General features: G+C 53.4%; 14 protein-coding genes. 5 read left to right on the top strand and 9 right to left on the bottom strand.

What is annotated here, in order from left to right; genetic code table 11:
• Window positions 1–29: 29 nt before the first annotated feature.
• From truC to syd, 3 genes are all read right to left on the bottom strand, one after another.
• On the bottom strand, window positions 30–818 hold the full coding sequence (gene truC / locus K7X24_RS14025) for a tRNA pseudouridine(65) synthase TruC (protein ID WP_224555395.1): 789 nt from the start codon (window positions 816–818) through the stop codon (window positions 30–32).
• Window positions 811–1161 (bottom strand): YqcC family protein, encoded by a 351-nt coding sequence (locus K7X24_RS14020; protein WP_103861172.1) that lies wholly within the window; start codon window positions 1159–1161, stop codon window positions 811–813. Before K7X24_RS14020 ends, truC begins: the two co-directional genes overlap by 8 nt.
• A 729-nt stretch (window positions 1162–1890) precedes the next feature.
• A complete protein-coding gene (syd, locus tag K7X24_RS14015; RefSeq protein WP_224555394.1) occupies window positions 1891–2439 on the bottom strand; it encodes a SecY-interacting protein in 549 nt (182 codons plus the stop codon).
• 70 nt (window positions 2440–2509) lie between these two features.
• On the opposite strand from syd, the gene queF reads away from it, so the two are divergent.
• The 3 genes from queF to xni all read left to right on the top strand — a co-directional run bounded on the left by queF (window position 2510) and on the right by xni (window position 5895).
• Window positions 2510–3358 carry an NADPH-dependent 7-cyano-7-deazaguanine reductase QueF gene (gene queF / locus K7X24_RS14010; RefSeq protein ID WP_224555392.1) on the top strand — a complete coding sequence of 283 codons (849 nt, stop codon included), beginning with the start codon at window positions 2510–2512 and terminating at the stop codon, window positions 3356–3358.
• 318 nt (window positions 3359–3676) lie between these two features.
• The gene (gene ppnN, locus K7X24_RS14005; RefSeq protein ID WP_039490387.1) at window positions 3677–5041 is read left to right on the top strand and encodes a nucleotide 5'-monophosphate nucleosidase PpnN; all 1365 of its coding nucleotides are present in this window, start codon (window positions 3677–3679) and stop codon (window positions 5039–5041) included.
• Window positions 5042–5112: 71 nt separating this feature from the next.
• Window positions 5113–5895 (top strand): flap endonuclease Xni, encoded by a 783-nt coding sequence (gene xni / locus K7X24_RS14000; protein WP_224555390.1) that lies wholly within the window; start codon window positions 5113–5115, stop codon window positions 5893–5895.
• Between the two features lie 53 nt (window positions 5896–5948).
• On the opposite strand, the gene rlmM is transcribed toward xni, so the two are convergent.
• From rlmM to K7X24_RS13980, 4 genes are all read right to left on the bottom strand, one after another.
• Window positions 5949–7049, bottom strand: a complete 1101-nt coding sequence (rlmM, locus tag K7X24_RS13995) for a 23S rRNA (cytidine(2498)-2'-O)-methyltransferase RlmM (RefSeq protein ID WP_103157900.1) — start codon at window positions 7047–7049, stop codon at window positions 5949–5951.
• On the bottom strand, window positions 7042–7437 hold the full coding sequence (locus tag K7X24_RS13990) for a DUF423 domain-containing protein (protein ID WP_103861178.1): 396 nt from the start codon (window positions 7435–7437) through the stop codon (window positions 7042–7044). The genes rlmM and K7X24_RS13990 overlap by 8 nt, the downstream gene beginning before the upstream one ends.
• Before the next feature lie 256 nt (window positions 7438–7693).
• The gene (locus K7X24_RS13985; protein ID WP_039362098.1) at window positions 7694–8617 is read right to left on the bottom strand and encodes a transcriptional regulator GcvA; all 924 of its coding nucleotides are present in this window, start codon (window positions 8615–8617) and stop codon (window positions 7694–7696) included.
• 863 nt (window positions 8618–9480) lie between these two features.
• Window positions 9481–9702: a YgdI/YgdR family lipoprotein gene (locus K7X24_RS13980; RefSeq protein ID WP_005975888.1), complete on the bottom strand. Its 222-nt coding sequence runs from the start codon at window positions 9700–9702 to the stop codon at window positions 9481–9483.
• 183 nt (window positions 9703–9885) lie between these two features.
• On the opposite strand from K7X24_RS13980, the gene csdA reads away from it, so the two are divergent.
• Together csdA and csdE are read left to right on the top strand one after the other, a co-directional pair.
• A complete protein-coding gene (csdA, locus tag K7X24_RS13975; RefSeq protein WP_224555388.1) occupies window positions 9886–11091 on the top strand; it encodes a cysteine desulfurase CsdA in 1206 nt (401 codons plus the stop codon).
• A gap of 3 nt (window positions 11092–11094) precedes the next feature.
• Complete coding sequence (gene csdE / locus K7X24_RS13970; protein WP_039506354.1) at window positions 11095–11550, top strand: cysteine desulfurase sulfur acceptor subunit CsdE; 456 nt, start codon at window positions 11095–11097, stop codon at window positions 11548–11550.
• A 15-nt stretch (window positions 11551–11565) separates the two neighbouring features.
• Here csdE and tcdA read toward each other — a convergent pair whose 3' ends face one another.
• Complete coding sequence (gene tcdA / locus K7X24_RS13965) at window positions 11566–12384, bottom strand: tRNA cyclic N6-threonylcarbamoyladenosine(37) synthase TcdA (protein ID WP_182812851.1); 819 nt, start codon at window positions 12382–12384, stop codon at window positions 11566–11568.
• Between the two features lie 68 nt (window positions 12385–12452).
• Window positions 12453–14711, bottom strand: a complete 2259-nt coding sequence (locus K7X24_RS13960; protein WP_224555386.1) for a molybdopterin-dependent oxidoreductase — start codon at window positions 14709–14711, stop codon at window positions 12453–12455.
• Window positions 14712–14783: the final 72 nt, after the last annotated feature.

Below are 14783 nucleotides of genomic sequence, written 5' to 3'. Positions count from 1 at the left end.
AAAGTAATACGGCAGTAATAAGACAGAGATTACTGCTCGACGAAATGCTCGCTATCCTGACCTGAGTCGGCAGGAAACTCAACCCCTTCAAACTCAGGGAGAATCCCCTTCCAGCCAAACTGTGTCATCACGCCCTGCCACGGTGCATCCCAACGCGCCTGCAACGTCAATGGCTGCCCGTTCACCGGATGATTCAGCTGCAACTCGCTGGCATGCAGCATGAGCCTGCCGCAGGAGAAGTGCGATTCCATACCGCGATTGTGTCGCAGGTCGCCATGCGCGGTATCGCCGATGATGGGATGGTGGATATGTGTCATATGGCGGCGGAGTTGGTGCTTGCGCCCGGTCTGTGGCTTCAACTCCATCAGACTGTAGCGTGCCGTTGGGTAACGGCCGATGGCAACCGGCATCTCGACCTGCGCCAAAGAACGGTAATGCGTGACAGCAGGCTGCGGCGCCTTATCAGGATTGGTAAATTTGTCGGCGATCTTGTCCAGCTCTTCGGTGAGCGCATAATCGATCACGCCGTCATCCAGCACATAGCCCCGCACAACGGCATGATACATTTTCTGCATCTGATGCGATTCAAACTGCTGGGATAACGCCCGCGCGACCTCGCTGGACAGCGCGAGCAGCAATACGCCGGATGTTGGCCTGTCGAGACGATGAACGGTATACACGTGCTGGCCGATCTGATCGCGCACGGTCTGCATCACCACAACTTTTTCTTTACGATCCAGCCAGCTACGATGGACTAACCAGCCGCTGGGTTTATTGACGGCAACCAGATGCTCATCCTGATAAATAATCTCAAGCATCGTGCACTGCGCCATCCTGTACATCGGGGGTGAATAGCTCATCAAGCAGCTTGATACGCAACAGAACCGCTGCAGTTTCTTCTGGCGACCCTTCCAGCGCGTCTTCAAAATAAGGCAGTAAAGCCAGTTCAGCGGGCAACGCTAGCTCGCTGTCCAATAAGGCATGCATACGTGGCAAAAAGACCCACTGCAGCCACTCTTCGGGTTTCATGGTATCGAGGCTAAAGGGCTCCGTGCTGTTAAACGCCTCCTCTTCCGGCGGGACAACCTGCCAGAAAGGGCTTTCCCTCAACGCGCGCTCAATATCGAATAATGACTGACGAACCTGGTTTTCTCTACTCATGCGGTTTCTCGCCCTTGACACCAACAGTAATGGCGGCAAAGCATAGCACTGATATCAGCCTGACCCAATCGTCGTATTTGGGTCAGGCAGTATAGGCAATAGCACCAGTACCAAACCGTTAAAGGCAAAAAATTGGGGGTACTGATTGCTCAGTACCCCCGGTTCGTTTTATAGCTATCCCGCTACACATTTGCATCCCTGCTCATCCGTGAAAACTTTTCCTTTTTGGTCATCCTGACCTACAATCCTTGCTGGCGTCCCACTTTCTTCCTGACGTGTCCATCCTGTATCTTCCGTGATTCAATCCCTTTAGGCTCCTGCCCCACCGATATTCCTAATCGGCTCTCGGTCTCCTTCCTGGAGGTGTCCCTGATTTCATCCTGAAATCGTGTTTCTTCCTGAAACTGCTGTTTCTTCCTAAAACAATCTCTCTTCCTGAAAAGAACCCGAGTGCAGTAACGTTATTTTGTTACTGATAGTCATCGCTACACACACTGTAACCGGTTACTAACTTAAGTAATAAGATGTATTAATTGTCAGCTTTCGGCAAGGGGTAAGTGACAATGTTTCTCAACTCCCCTTAAGCAATACTATAAATTTTGGCTATAATTAACTAATTAATAATGAAAAAATAAAAATGAAACCTATTTTCAACATTAAAGATAAGACATTTCTTACAGCAAATGTAAGAGATCTCTTACAAAGCAGAAAGTGAAATTCGATTAACCATTAGGCCACTAACGGATTAAGGTCAGAAAGAAACGCAGCCAGCGTAGGCGCTAAGAGCTGCCGTTTTTTCGTGCCGAACGCTTCCAAGATGATTTCCCCAGAAACATTACACAGCGACACCATTGTCAGCTCCGAATCGGTCGTCGCTAAAAACAGCGTGGGCGTGAGCTTAAGGCGCTTCTGCGTTAATAAATGACCAATCAGATTCTCCTGCATCCGGGTGAAATCCTCTTCGCTCCACACCTGCAAAAGCTGGCAAGATAGCGAATCAAACTGCGCAACCATATCCCCAGCATACTGCGCGGTGTAAAAAGCATGAATATCGGGATGCAGTCTGATTTCCAGCGCACGTTCCACACCATCCAATGCGGCTGAAGAAGAAAAAGGCTGTGGAGACCAGTAAACCGTATCTTCATGATTTTCGACAATACACGGGGAAGGTATACCGTAAAGTGCTTCACTGGCAGGCAAATGCCCCTTTTCCTGCTGCCAACAGGCAACATAGCGCTGCGTAAACGCCGCCAGTGCTGAAACAACCTCATGCTCCATAATTTTTCTCATCACTCTTTTAGTCAGGTTACACTATTCGCCATCACGCTTATCACATCAAGGTAACAGCATGTCCGTCTATGACAAGCATCAGGCCCTGAGCGGGCTGACACTGGGCAAACCCACTCCCTATCACGACCGCTATGATGCCGCACTTCTGCAACCCGTGCCACGTAGCCTGAACCGCGATCCACTCGGTATTTATCCTGACAATCTGCCTTTTCATGGCGCGGATATCTGGACGCTCTATGAGCTTTCCTGGCTGAACAATCGCGGCGTGCCTCAGGTGGCCGTCGGTGAAATGCATCTCAATGCAGAAAGCCTGAATCTGATTGAATCAAAAAGTTTTAAGCTGTATCTGAACAGCTTTAATCAGACGACATTCGACAGTTGGGAAAGCGTACGCGCAACGTTAGCCAAAGATCTGGCGCATTGTGCTCAGGGAGATGTCAGCATCACGCTTTTCAAACTCAGCGAGCTTGAAGGCCAACCGCTAGCGGGATTCACAGGCGAGTGCATCGACGACGAAGACATTCAGATCGACAGCTACGGCTTCAACGCCGACTATCTGGCGACAAACGAGCAGGACGCGCCTGTCGTTGAAGAAACGCTGGTCAGCCACCTGCTGAAATCCAACTGTTTGATCACCCATCAGCCCGACTGGGGCTCGGTACAAATTCACTATCGCGGCAAGCGCATCAACCGTGAAGCGCTGCTGCGCTACATTGTCTCGTTTCGTCATCATAACGAATTTCACGAACAGTGTGTGGAACGAATTTTTAACGACATCACACACTATTACCAGCCGGAAAAACTTAGCGTGTATGCCCGCTATACCCGGCGCGGCGGACTGGATATCAACCCGTGGCGCAGTAACACCGCGTTTAACGCGCCAAATGGACGCCTGCCACGCCAGTAACCGGCCGATAAATCGCAGGCTTGCACGCTAATATGCGTGGCGTCACGCAAGTTAGGCGAGAAGCAGTTGTCAACATTGGAAAAAATGATGGTAGCGCGTTAAGGTGGTGTGCCAGACAACAAAAGATCCATAACGTCTGAACGGTGCTCAAGTAGGTTTCATTTAGGCTCGCGGTATTTAACGCATGCGCGTTCCGCGTCGTGTCTTAAATGAATGACATTCGTGCCGTGCTGCTGAAACGTCGAGCGTGTAACAACGGAACGTGCTCTCGGCAGCCAGCATGGCATCGCGAATTATATTGCGTTTCAAGGAGCAAAATTGATTACACATATCAGCCCATTGGGATCGATGGATTTGTTATCGCAGTTGGAAGTGGACATGCTGAAAAGCACAGCCAGCAGCGATCTCTACCGTTTGTTTCGCAACTGTTCCCTCGCCGTACTGAATTCCGGTAGCCAGACAGATAACAGCAAAGAGCTGCTGTCTCGTTATGAAGATTTTGATATCAACGTGCTGCGCCGCGAGCGCGGCGTCAAACTGGAATTGGTGAACCCGCCGGAAGACGCCTTCGTTGACGGCAACATCATTCGCGCCTTGCAGGCTAACCTGTTCGCCGTATTGCGCGACATTCTGTTCGTCAACGGCCAAATCGCCAGCGCAGGCCGCTATCAGAACCTGAATCTGGAAAATTCCGCCCATATTACCAATCTAGTGTTCTCTATCCTACGTAATGCCAGAGCGCTCCACGTTGGGGAAGAACCGAACATGGTGGTCTGCTGGGGCGGCCACTCGATTAATGAAATCGAATACCAGTATGCTCGCAAGGTGGGCAGTCAGCTCGGCCTGCGTGAACTGAATATCTGCACGGGCTGCGGTCCGGGTGCGATGGAAGCACCAATGAAAGGTGCCGCCGTCGGTCATGCGCAGCAGCGCTATAAAGAAGGACGCTTCATCGGCATGACTGAACCGTCCATCATTGCCGCCGAGCCGCCTAATCCGCTGGTCAATGAACTGATTATCATGCCAGATATCGAAAAGCGTCTGGAAGCCTTTGTCCGTATCGGACATGGCATCATCATTTTCCCCGGCGGGGTCGGAACGGCAGAAGAGTTCCTCTATCTGCTGGGCATCATGATGAACCCAGAAAACAGCGAGCAGGTGCTGCCGATTATCCTGACCGGGCCGGAGGAAAGTGCAGACTATTTCCGCGTGCTGGACGAATTCATTGTTAGCACGCTGGGCCGTCAGGCGCGCCGTTACTACTCGATCGTCATTAATGACGCCGCAGAAGTCGCCCGTCAGATGAAGAAAGCGATGCCGCAGGTGAAAGAAAGCCGCCGCCACACGGGCGATGCTTACAGCTTTAACTGGTCACTGCGCATCGCACCCGACCTGCAACTGCCCTTTGAGCCGACACATGAAAATATGGCCGACCTCAACCTGCATCCGAATCAGCCAGCTGAAGAGCTGGCTGCCGCGCTACGCCGGGCGTTCTCCGGTATTGTGGCCGGTAATGTGAAAGAGGTCGGTATTCAGGCAATTGAGCAACGTGGGCCGTACAAAATTCACGGCGACCCGCAGATGATGAAAAGCATGGATACGCTGCTACAGGGCTTTGTCGCACAGCAGCGCATGAAGCTGCCCGGCAGCGCCTATATTCCCTGCTACGAAATCTGCGCCTAACGGTTCACCGCTCGGTCATACCTACGTGGGGAAGCCCTGCTTCCCCCTCTTATCACATCAGGAATTACGCGATGCCCGTCCATTTGCTGATTGTCGACGCGCTCAATCTGATACGTCGCATTCATGCGGTACAAGGTTCGCCCTGTATCACGGCATGCCAACATGCGCTGCATCAACTCATACAGCACAGCCAGCCTACGCACGCGGTGGCCGTCTTTGATGATGAAGATCGCGATACCAGTTGGCGTCACCAACTCTTGCCGGACTACAAGGCAGGACGCACGCCAATGCCGGATAATTTGAAGCAGGAACTCCCGCAGATTAAAGCGGCCTTTGCCGCCGTTGGCGTAGCAAGCTGGCATAGCCTCGGCAATGAAGCCGACGATCTGGCGGCTACGCTGGCCGTCAAGCTATCATCAGCGGGCCATCAGGCAACGATCGTGTCGACCGATAAAGGGTACTGCCAGCTATTGGCTCCACACATTCAGATCAGGGATTATTTTCAGAAACGCTGGCTGGATCTGCCGTTTATCGAACAGGAATTTGGTGTGTCACCGCAGCAGTTGACAGACTACTGGGGGCTGGCAGGCATTAGCAGCAGCAAGATTCCAGGTGTCACAGGAATCGGCTCTAAAAGTGCCGCACAGCTTTTACAACAGGCAGGGAGTCTGGAGGCGCTGTATCAGCAGTTAGATGCCGTACCGGAAAAGTGGCGTAAGAAGCTGGAACAGCATAAGGAAATGGCGCTGATCAGTCGTCAAATCGCGATGCTGCGTACCGATTTAACGCTTAATGGCAATCTGCAGCAGCTGAGGCTGCCAGTGCAGAATAGCGCCCCGCCGCATTCTCACTAGCGGATGAATACAGATGCGTACCTGAGTGACCCCAGGTACGCATCAGCACGAGATTATCGCTCGTCGCGACGGCCAGGCACCGCACTCCAGAAACGACGAACATGCACCGTGATTTCTTCACGGTCATGGTACAAATGCTTGGCATGCACTTCGGCATTAATCCCATTTTCGCTTAGGCGCTCACGTAGCACGGCCAGATTCTGCGACACTTCTTCATAGCGCTTCTTCATCGGCAGCTTCAGGTTGAATATCGCTTCACGACACCAGCCCTTGATTAGCCAATCGCTCATCAGGCTGGTGACTTTCGCCGGTTTCTCCACCATATCGCACACCAGCCAATACACGTTATTACGCGGCACTTCGAAGCGGAAGCCATCCGCCTGATGGTGCATCACCTGTCCGGTATCCATCAGGCTCGGTGCCATCGGGCCGTTGTCTACCGCATAAACCATCATGCTGCGTTTAACCAGTTGGTAAGTCCAGCCGCCGGGGCAGGCACCTAAATCCACCGCGTACATGCCGCTGCCCAGACGCTCATCCCACTCGTCGGCAGGAATAAAGACATGAAACGCTTCTTCCAGCTTAAGTGTCGAACGGCTTGGTGCATCGGAAGGGAACTTGAGGCGTGGGATCCCCATATAAAACGGTGAATTGTTATTGCTATAAGAGTAACCGGCATAGCAGCAGCCGGGCGCAATGAACAACACATGCAGCACCGGACGATCCGCTTTTTCATAGCCCAGCAGAATTTTATGCTCGCGTAATGCAGCACGCAGCGGCACGGTGAATTTGCGGCAGAACTTCATCAGCTCTTTGCTTTCATTGGTGTCGGGAACTTCGACGCGCAGCTCCCCCGCACGCTCAATGGCTCCCGTCAGCATACCAACGATTGGCGTGATGCGGTCTTCCGGCGGCAGATCGCGCAGCAGTTCACCGCTCAGGAACATCTGGCGGGCAAAAATCAGCTCATGAAACGGCAGCGTTTTTACCAGACGTTCGGCATCTTCATGCTGATAGCATTCAAACACAACGTAGCCACTGTTCTCTTTTACCCGCGCGAAGCCAAAGGCATTATGCTCCGTGGCTTTTTCCGTTATTTCCGCCGCACACTCTTTCTCAAACCCAGAGCGGCAATACAAAATGACTTTATTCATGGCGTTTAGCCTTTCTCTTCAGACGCAGTGCGCCAATCAATATTAATATCCACCCCACCAGAAAACAGGCTCCGCCAATTGGCGTCACATAAACCCACAGTTTCAGGTGAGAAAGCGCCAGACAGTACAAACTTCCGCTGAAGAGTACCGTTCCCAACGCCAGAAAAACGCTGCTCCAGTAAAACCACAGATTGGTTCGCTGTTGCATCGCAACCGATAGTGCCAAAATCGCCAGCGTGTGAAATGCCTGATATTCAAGGCCGGTATGTAGCCAGCCCAGCTCCGTTGCGCCCAGCGTTTTGCTGAGAACGTGAGAGCCAAACGCACCCAGCGCGACAAAAGTGAAGCCGCTGATAGCAGCAAACACCAGCATGAAACGACTATTCATCGTAGTTACCTATAATCGTTGTTACCTATAAACAAGGTTGCTGACAAAGACCGCCGAGCGGTAGTAACGGATAGATCGTAAAGTCGCTGTAAACACGTCCCTGTGCGCTCGGCTTGCGCCATCCATGGCGCAAACGCTTTACTCTTCCATTCCGTTACTACCGTTTTCATTCTGCAAATAGATCTATCATCAGTCTGAAACGTAGTTACCTGTGAGCTATTCGGTCAATCCCTCTTCGACAACCAGCGACACGGCTTCAGCGCGTGCCGTTGTCATAGCGGAAGCGAAATTTTTCCTGTTCGCTGGCTGCCCGCGCCAGAATCCAATGGCGAAAGGCGGCTATTTTACCCAGTTCTGCCTGACTGTCATGACATACCAGATAAAAAGCATTCCGGCTGACCAGCACATCGTTAAACGGACACACCAGTCGCCCAGCTTCGATTTCCGTCTGTGCCATCACATTATTCGCCAGCGCTACGCCCTGCCCGTGGATCGCCGCCTGCAACACCATCGCGCTGTGGCTGAAAATCGGCCCTTGCTGCACGTTAATCTGCACGCCAAGCTGACGCGTATAGGACAGCCAGTCACGACGCGACGCATCGTGCAGCAGCGTATGTGCCACCAAATCATCCGGCGTTTTTAACGGGTGATTCCCCGTCAGCAATACCGGTGAACAAACGGGCAAAAGATACTCGGCGTACAGCTTTTCTACTCGTAACCCCGGCCAGTTGCCCCGACCATAGAAAATCGCGACATCCACATCATCCGCCAGACGATCTTCATCGCGATCCACGGCCTGAATACGAACATCAATCCCTGGATAGTCAGAGTTAAAACTTGAAAGACGCGGCACCAGCCAATGAATAGCAAAGCTGGGCAACAGGCTGACCGTTAACGCGCCTTTGGCGCTGCGGGATTGCAGCTTACGGGTTGCATCATTCAAAGAGGAGAAGATCTCTTTGATATCAAGATAGTAACTTTGCCCTTCTTCCGTCAGTAGCAGAGAGCGATTACGACGGCGGAATAATTTAAGCCCCAGGAAATCTTCCAGTGACTTAATTTGGTGGCTGACGGCAGCCTGCGTGACAAACAGTTCTTCTGCTGCTTTGGTAAAACTTAAATGGCGAGCCGCCGCATCAAAAACGCGCAATGCGTTGAGCGGAGGGAGACGTTTTGACATGAATGAAATCTTTTGGTTTACGCTAAATCAGCGATTTATCAGGCACATTCGTACCCAATAACGCTTAAGATGCAGAAAGACGACAATGGGAAATCGCCCAGTCGCTCCGCTGTCTACACGATCAAAATAATCGACAGCGACCAACCTCTCCACAACGAAAAAATGATGGGTACATCGATACCCTAAATAATTCGAGTTGCAAGAAGGCGGCAACCGCACGAGTCCCCAGGAGCTTACATGAGTAAGTGACTGGGGTGAGTAAGGGAGGCCAACGCACATGCAGCTTGAAGTATGACGGGTATATTAGTTTTTGTAATCCGAGACATTATAATTTGTCCGTTGAGGATGTACCAGCAAATACCTATATTAGCGCAACTTCCTGGGCCGGAACGAAAAGTGCGGAGGGGTGACCTGAGGTGCTTTTGGCTTGTGGTTGTGATGTTGTGTTTGCTATTTGTTTGTCTGCCTTTTGCAGATGTGGTAGCGAGTCTACCCTATTCACTTCCTGTACATTTACCCTGTCTGTCCAAAGTGATTTTTTGTGTAGCACCGCAAATTGCGGTGCTTTTTTTTGCTTACGTTTCACACCTGAATGCCATAACACGCTTATCTAGCATCTGGCATAACTTAACAGGCAACGTGTGATGATATACCCGTCATACTTCAAGTTGCATGTGCGTTGGCTGCGCTACTCGGCGCACTGCCGTGTGCCTCGCCCCGTTGGGGCCGCTGCAAGCAGCGTTCAAACCTGCCTATGGCAGGTTTGTCACTCACCCGAATCACTTACCTGAGTAAGCTCGTCGGGATTCCTTCTCTTGCCGCCTGCCTGAAACTCGAATTATTTAGGGTATGGGCAAACGGCACTATTTCCCTTTCGCCATTTCTTTCACATTATCACGGTTAATTTGCTGCTGCTGACCGTAGGCATCGGTATAGCTGATCATACCCGTCTCATCATCCACCTTCGGTTTCCCCTCTGCAACAATGGTACGACCGTCATTGGTATGCATGACGTAATTACTGGAACAGGCTGCCAGAGAAAACGCCATTACGATAGCGGCAAAAATAGAAATTTTATTCTTCATAGTTAACCCTCAATGAATTTAAATGTCTTCTAGTTAACCTTATTCATCAGGAAATCCTGAAAATTAACACTTTAAAGCGTAGCAATAGTTGATTTTTTTTCCATAAAATCGCATTAGGCATAGTCCTAAACTTGTCTCTCTCGACAAAATGGGACAGGATCTGCCCTCCAAAAGAGGATGCTCATGACACCGTTTAACACCGCCACCTTTCGCCAACAGTTTCCCGCTCTCCAGCATTCGACTGTCTATCTTGATAGCGCCGCGACTGCGCTGAAACCACAGTCCGTCATTGATGCGGTGCAGGCGTTCTATGGCAGCGAGAGTGGTACGGTGCATCGCAGCCAGCATCGCGGCGCGCAGGCGTTAACCCAGCGTTTTGAAGGCGCTCGTGAGCAAGTCGCCACGTTGCTCCACGCCGACGATCCGCGTTCCATTGTCTGGACCAGAGGCACGACGGAAGCGATCAATCTGGTCGCGCAGAGCTATGCACGCCCTCGCCTTCAACCGGGCGACGAGATCGTCGTTAGCGAAGCAGAACATCACGCGAACCTCATTCCGTGGCTGATGGTGGCGCAGCAGACTGGCGCGAACATCGTGAAGTTACCGATAGGCGCGGACTTTTTACCGGATATCGAACAGTTAGCCACGCTGATCACGCCAAAAACCCGCCTGCTGGCGCTGGGACAGATGTCAAACGTGACAGGCGGCCAGCCCGATCTGGCGCGGGCGATTACGCTGGCTCACCGCTATGGTGCGGTAGTAATGGTTGACGGTGCGCAGGGCATTGTTCACTGCCCGCCCGATGTACAGGCGCTGGATATCGATTTCTATGCGTTTTCCGGGCACAAGCTTTATGCTCCAACCGGGATCGGCGTGCTGTACGGCAAAACTGCCTTACTGGAAAGCATGATGCCGTGGCAAGGCGGCGGGAAAATGATGACGCAGGTTTCCTTTGACGGCTTCAAACCGCAGGCGATTCCACAGCGTTTTGAAGCGGGAACCCCGCACATTGCTGGCGTGCTTGGCCTGTCTGCGGCGCTAGACTGGCTGACCACGCTGGACTGGCACGCAGCAGAGCAGCACAGCCAGCAGTTAGCGCAGCTTGCCGAAACGTATTTAGCGCAGTTCCCCGGCTTTCGCAGTTTCCGTAGCCCGCAGTCCAGCGTGCTGTCCTTTGATATTGCCGATGTGCACCACAGCGATCTGGTTACGCTGCTAGCCGAAAGCGGCATCGCACTGCGTGCTGGGCATCACTGTGCGCAGCCGCTGATGGACGCGCTCGGCGTCAGCGGCACGCTCCGCGCCTCGTTTGCCCCCTATAACAACCAACAGGATGTTGCTGCGCTGATCGCCGCAGTGGGCAGCGCCCTTGAATTATTGATCGACTAAACCATGACCCAGACAACTGACACCACGCATCCTTTTGGCCACCACACCACCGTCGCCGACCTGCTGGCGCGATTCGATGCCTGCCGCGCGTGGGAAGATCGCTATCGGCAGCTCATTTTGCTGGCAAAGGCGTTACCAACGCTGCCCGACGTGCTGAAAACCGAGGAAATTTCATTATCCGGCTGTGAAAATCGCGTCTGGCTGGGTTATCAGCGTCAGGAAGACGGCAGGCTGCATTTTTACGGCGACAGCGACGGGCGCATTGTGCGGGGATTACTGGCGGTATTGTTAACCGCCGTTGAAGGAAAAACGCCAGAAGCGCTATTGCAGCACGATCCGCTGGCGCTGTTCGATAGCCTGGGGCTACGCGCTCAGCTCAGCGCTTCACGTTCAAGCGGGCTGGCGGCGCTGGCCGCCAGAATCAAGGAGATTGCCGAGCAAGAGGCTTCACTCAAGTAGAACCACTCAGGCTATTTATTTCTGCAACGCAGACGCCCTTTCCCTTTTCGCCATCATCTTCTTCAGCGCATGAGATACCGCAACAAACCCAAAGGTTGCGGTGACCATTGTCGCGGCACCAAAGCCTGACGCGCAATCCATACGCATCACCCCATCGGCCGTACTGCGAGACGCACAGACGGAGCCGTCAGGCTGCGGATAAACCAGCGGTTCGCTGGAAAATACGCAGTCGATCCCCAGCTTCCCTTTACTGTTCTTCACCACGTTAAAATCGTGCTTGAGCCGTTCACGTAGCTTGGCAGCCAGCGGATCCTGAATGGTTTTCGCCAGATCGACCACCTCAATGCGGGTCGGATCGATCTGTCCACCCGCACCGCCCGTCGTCACCACCGGGATCTTATAGCGGCGACAGTAGGAGAGCAGCGCCGCCTTCGGACGCACGCTGTCGATGGCATCAATCACATAGCTGAAATTCTGGTCGAGCAGTTCGGCCACGTTCTCCGCGCTGATGAAATCATCCACGCAGGTGACGTGACATTCTGGGTTGATCGCCAGAATACGTTCAGCCATCACTTCCGTCTTCGACTGCCCAGTGTGCTGACGCAGCGCGTGGATCTGCCGGTTGGTGTTACTGACACACACATCATCCATATCGATCAGCGTGATCGCGCCGATGCCGGTACGTGCCAGCGCCTCAGCCGCCCAGGAGCCGACGCCACCAATGCCAATCACGCAAACGTGAGCCTGAGAAAACAGCGCCAGCGCCTGTTGACCATATAACCGCGCGGTGCCGCCGAAGCGTTGCAAATAGGCTTCGGATAATTGCGTACTCATTAAACCAACCTTACGAAAACAAAATCACAGGAAAATAAAACAGCGAGAAAAAGCGGCTCAGGATAGCGCTAAACCCGCACGACATCTACCAGACAGCTCATAGCATTCGGCCCCTGCGTCAGCGGCGACGTACCGATATCCAGCGTCAATACATTTGCATTTCCTGATTGTTCAACCGGATGCCACGTTTTCTGGCCGAAGCCGGGTTCAAACCAAGCACCGGTGGACATGATCACCACGCCCGGCGTGACGCCGTCGGTAATCTGTACGCCCGCCAGAATACGGCCACGCGCGTTTCTGACTTCCACCTGAGAACGGTCGACGATATCCCGTTTGGCGGCATCCTGCGGGTGCATGTACAGCGTCTCTTTTCCTGCGGTTTTATTCGCAGCAACCTGCGGCGTAGCAGCCAACTGACTGTGCAACCGGTCAGATGGCTGAATGGAAATAAAGTGCAGCGGCCATTCTTCCGAGCTTTTGGCTCCCAGCCATTCAACGGGAGGCTGCCACTCAGGATGCGGCGCAAAATCGGCATAGCCATAGCTGGCGATGGCCGAGCTGAACAGTTCAATTTTACCGCTTGGCGTACTCAGCGCATGCTGCTGCGGATCGCGGCGGAAATCCTCAAAGAACACAAACGGCTTTTCATCCATCGGGATTTCTACATGTCCCTGCTGCCAGAATTCCTCAAATGACGGCCAGCTGTCAGCGGCATCCCGCTGCCTTGCTCGGCATTCGTCATACAGATGTTCCAGCCATTGCTGCTCGCTACGGTTTTGCGTGAATGCGTCGCCATAGCCCAGACGCTCCGCCAGTTCGCTGAAAATATCCACGTCATTACGCGCCTGATGCTGCGGCGCAATCGCCTGATGCATGGCAAAGATAAAGCGATCGCGAGACGACCCGCCGATGTCATTACGCTCCAGAGTGGTGGTGACGGGCAGCACGATGTCCGCCATCTGCGCCGCGGGCGTCCAGACGATATCCTGCACAATCACCGTATCCGGCTTACGCCAGCCGTCCACCAGACGGTTCAACTGCTGGTGATGATGGAACGGATTACCGCCCGCCCAGTGAATCAGATGAATATCGGGATAAGTATGGGTTTCGCCCTGAAAGGTATAAGGCGTTCCCGGATGCAGTAGCATATCGGCAATACGCGCCACAGGGATCGCCTGCCCCGCGTTCGGAGTTGACGGAGAAGCGGGCGCAGGCGTTGAAATACGCTCATTGCCGACGCTGTTCATCGAACCGTGGCCGAAGGAGAATCCACCGCCCGGTAACCCCACCTGTCCCAGCATGGAAGACAGCGCAATCATCATCCAGTAAGGCTGTTCGCCACGGTGTGCGCGCTGCACGGAGTAAGAGCAGGTAATAAAGCTGCGTACACCAATCAACTGCTGCGCCAGACGTCGGATGCGCTCGGCAGGAATACCCGTGATGTCGCTGGCCCATTCGGGGGTTTTCACCACACCGTCGCCGCGACCGTGCAAGTAGTCACTCAATTGCTCGTAGCCAACGCAGTAGCGTTGCAGGAAATCCTTATCGTCAGCGCCCAAACGCTGAATTTCATAGCCCAGAGCCAGCATCAGGGCGACATCGGTATTCGGGCGGATTGGAATCCACTCGGCATTCACAAATTCAGGGCAGTCATCGCGCATCGGGCTGATGTTGATGACCGGAATCCCTTTTGCCACCAGCGCTTCCAACGCGGGCTTAAGCGTATGGTGCCCAGCACCGCCGGAGGCCACCTGTGCATTTTTCAGCGACAGACCGCCAAACGCGAGGAAAATATCACAGTGCTCGGCGACGCTGCGCCATTCGGTTACCTTGCCCGTCAGCGGGTGGAAGGTGCCAATCACGTACGGCAGGAAGAACTGCGCCGCGCCCCAGCTGTAATTGCCCTGCTGATCGACCGCGCCGCCGCCGGAAAAATAGAAGCGTCGTACCTGAGAACGCGCATGGTGATAGCGCCCGGCAGATGACCAACCGTAGGAACCCGCAAACATGCCGTCCGCACCGTAGCGATCGCGAATACGGCGATTCTCCTGCGCAACCAGATCGAGCGCGACGTCCCAATCTACCTCAACAAAGTCCTCCCGGCCGCGCAGCGTTCTGTCGCTGTTTTCGCGTTTCTGAAGCCAGGAACGACGCACCGAAGGCCGACGGATACGTCGGTCGGAATACACCAGCGGTACGATGGAATCGAGCATGGCGGACGGTGCTGGATCGTCAGCAAACGGCTCGCATCGAATCAGTCTGCCGTCTTCAACCACAGCGGTAAACGCGCCCCAATGCGCAAGATGTGGATAACGTTTAATCGCCATGACAACCTCAGAATAAGTAATTAGCAGGGTGGATAATAACCTGAATAATCCACGCCCCCAACAGCAAGAAGA

The organism is Pectobacterium versatile (genome assembly GCF_020166435.1).
Lineage (GTDB): Bacteria > Pseudomonadota > Gammaproteobacteria > Enterobacterales > Enterobacteriaceae > Pectobacterium > Pectobacterium versatile.
Note: the sequence above shows the minus strand (reverse complement) of the source record. Positions and strands in the feature narration are given on the sequence as shown.

Coding starts and splice junctions, on each gene's coding strand:
- csdA (WP_224555388.1), top strand. CDS start 9,886: ATGACACCGTTTAACACCGCCACCTTTCGCCAACAGTTTCCCGCTCTC.
- rlmM (WP_103157900.1), bottom strand. CDS start 7,049: ATGAATAAAGTCATTTTGTATTGCCGCTCTGGGTTTGAGAAAGAGTGT.
- K7X24_RS13990 (WP_103861178.1), bottom strand. CDS start 7,437: ATGAATAGTCGTTTCATGCTGGTGTTTGCTGCTATCAGCGGCTTCACT.
- tcdA (WP_182812851.1), bottom strand. CDS start 12,384: ATGAGTACGCAATTATCCGAAGCCTATTTGCAACGCTTCGGCGGCACC.
- queF (WP_224555392.1), top strand. CDS start 2,510: ATGTCCGTCTATGACAAGCATCAGGCCCTGAGCGGGCTGACACTGGGC.
- csdE (WP_039506354.1), top strand. CDS start 11,095: ATGACCCAGACAACTGACACCACGCATCCTTTTGGCCACCACACCACC.
- K7X24_RS13980 (WP_005975888.1), bottom strand. CDS start 9,702: ATGAAGAATAAAATTTCTATTTTTGCCGCTATCGTAATGGCGTTTTCT.
- K7X24_RS14020 (WP_103861172.1), bottom strand. CDS start 1,161: ATGAGTAGAGAAAACCAGGTTCGTCAGTCATTATTCGATATTGAGCGC.
- K7X24_RS13985 (WP_039362098.1), bottom strand. CDS start 8,617: ATGTCAAAACGTCTCCCTCCGCTCAACGCATTGCGCGTTTTTGATGCG.
- xni (WP_224555390.1), top strand. CDS start 5,113: ATGCCCGTCCATTTGCTGATTGTCGACGCGCTCAATCTGATACGTCGC.
- syd (WP_224555394.1), bottom strand. CDS start 2,439: ATGGAGCATGAGGTTGTTTCAGCACTGGCGGCGTTTACGCAGCGCTAT.
- K7X24_RS13960 (WP_224555386.1), bottom strand. CDS start 14,711: ATGGCGATTAAACGTTATCCACATCTTGCGCATTGGGGCGCGTTTACC.
- truC (WP_224555395.1), bottom strand. CDS start 818: ATGCTTGAGATTATTTATCAGGATGAGCATCTGGTTGCCGTCAATAAA.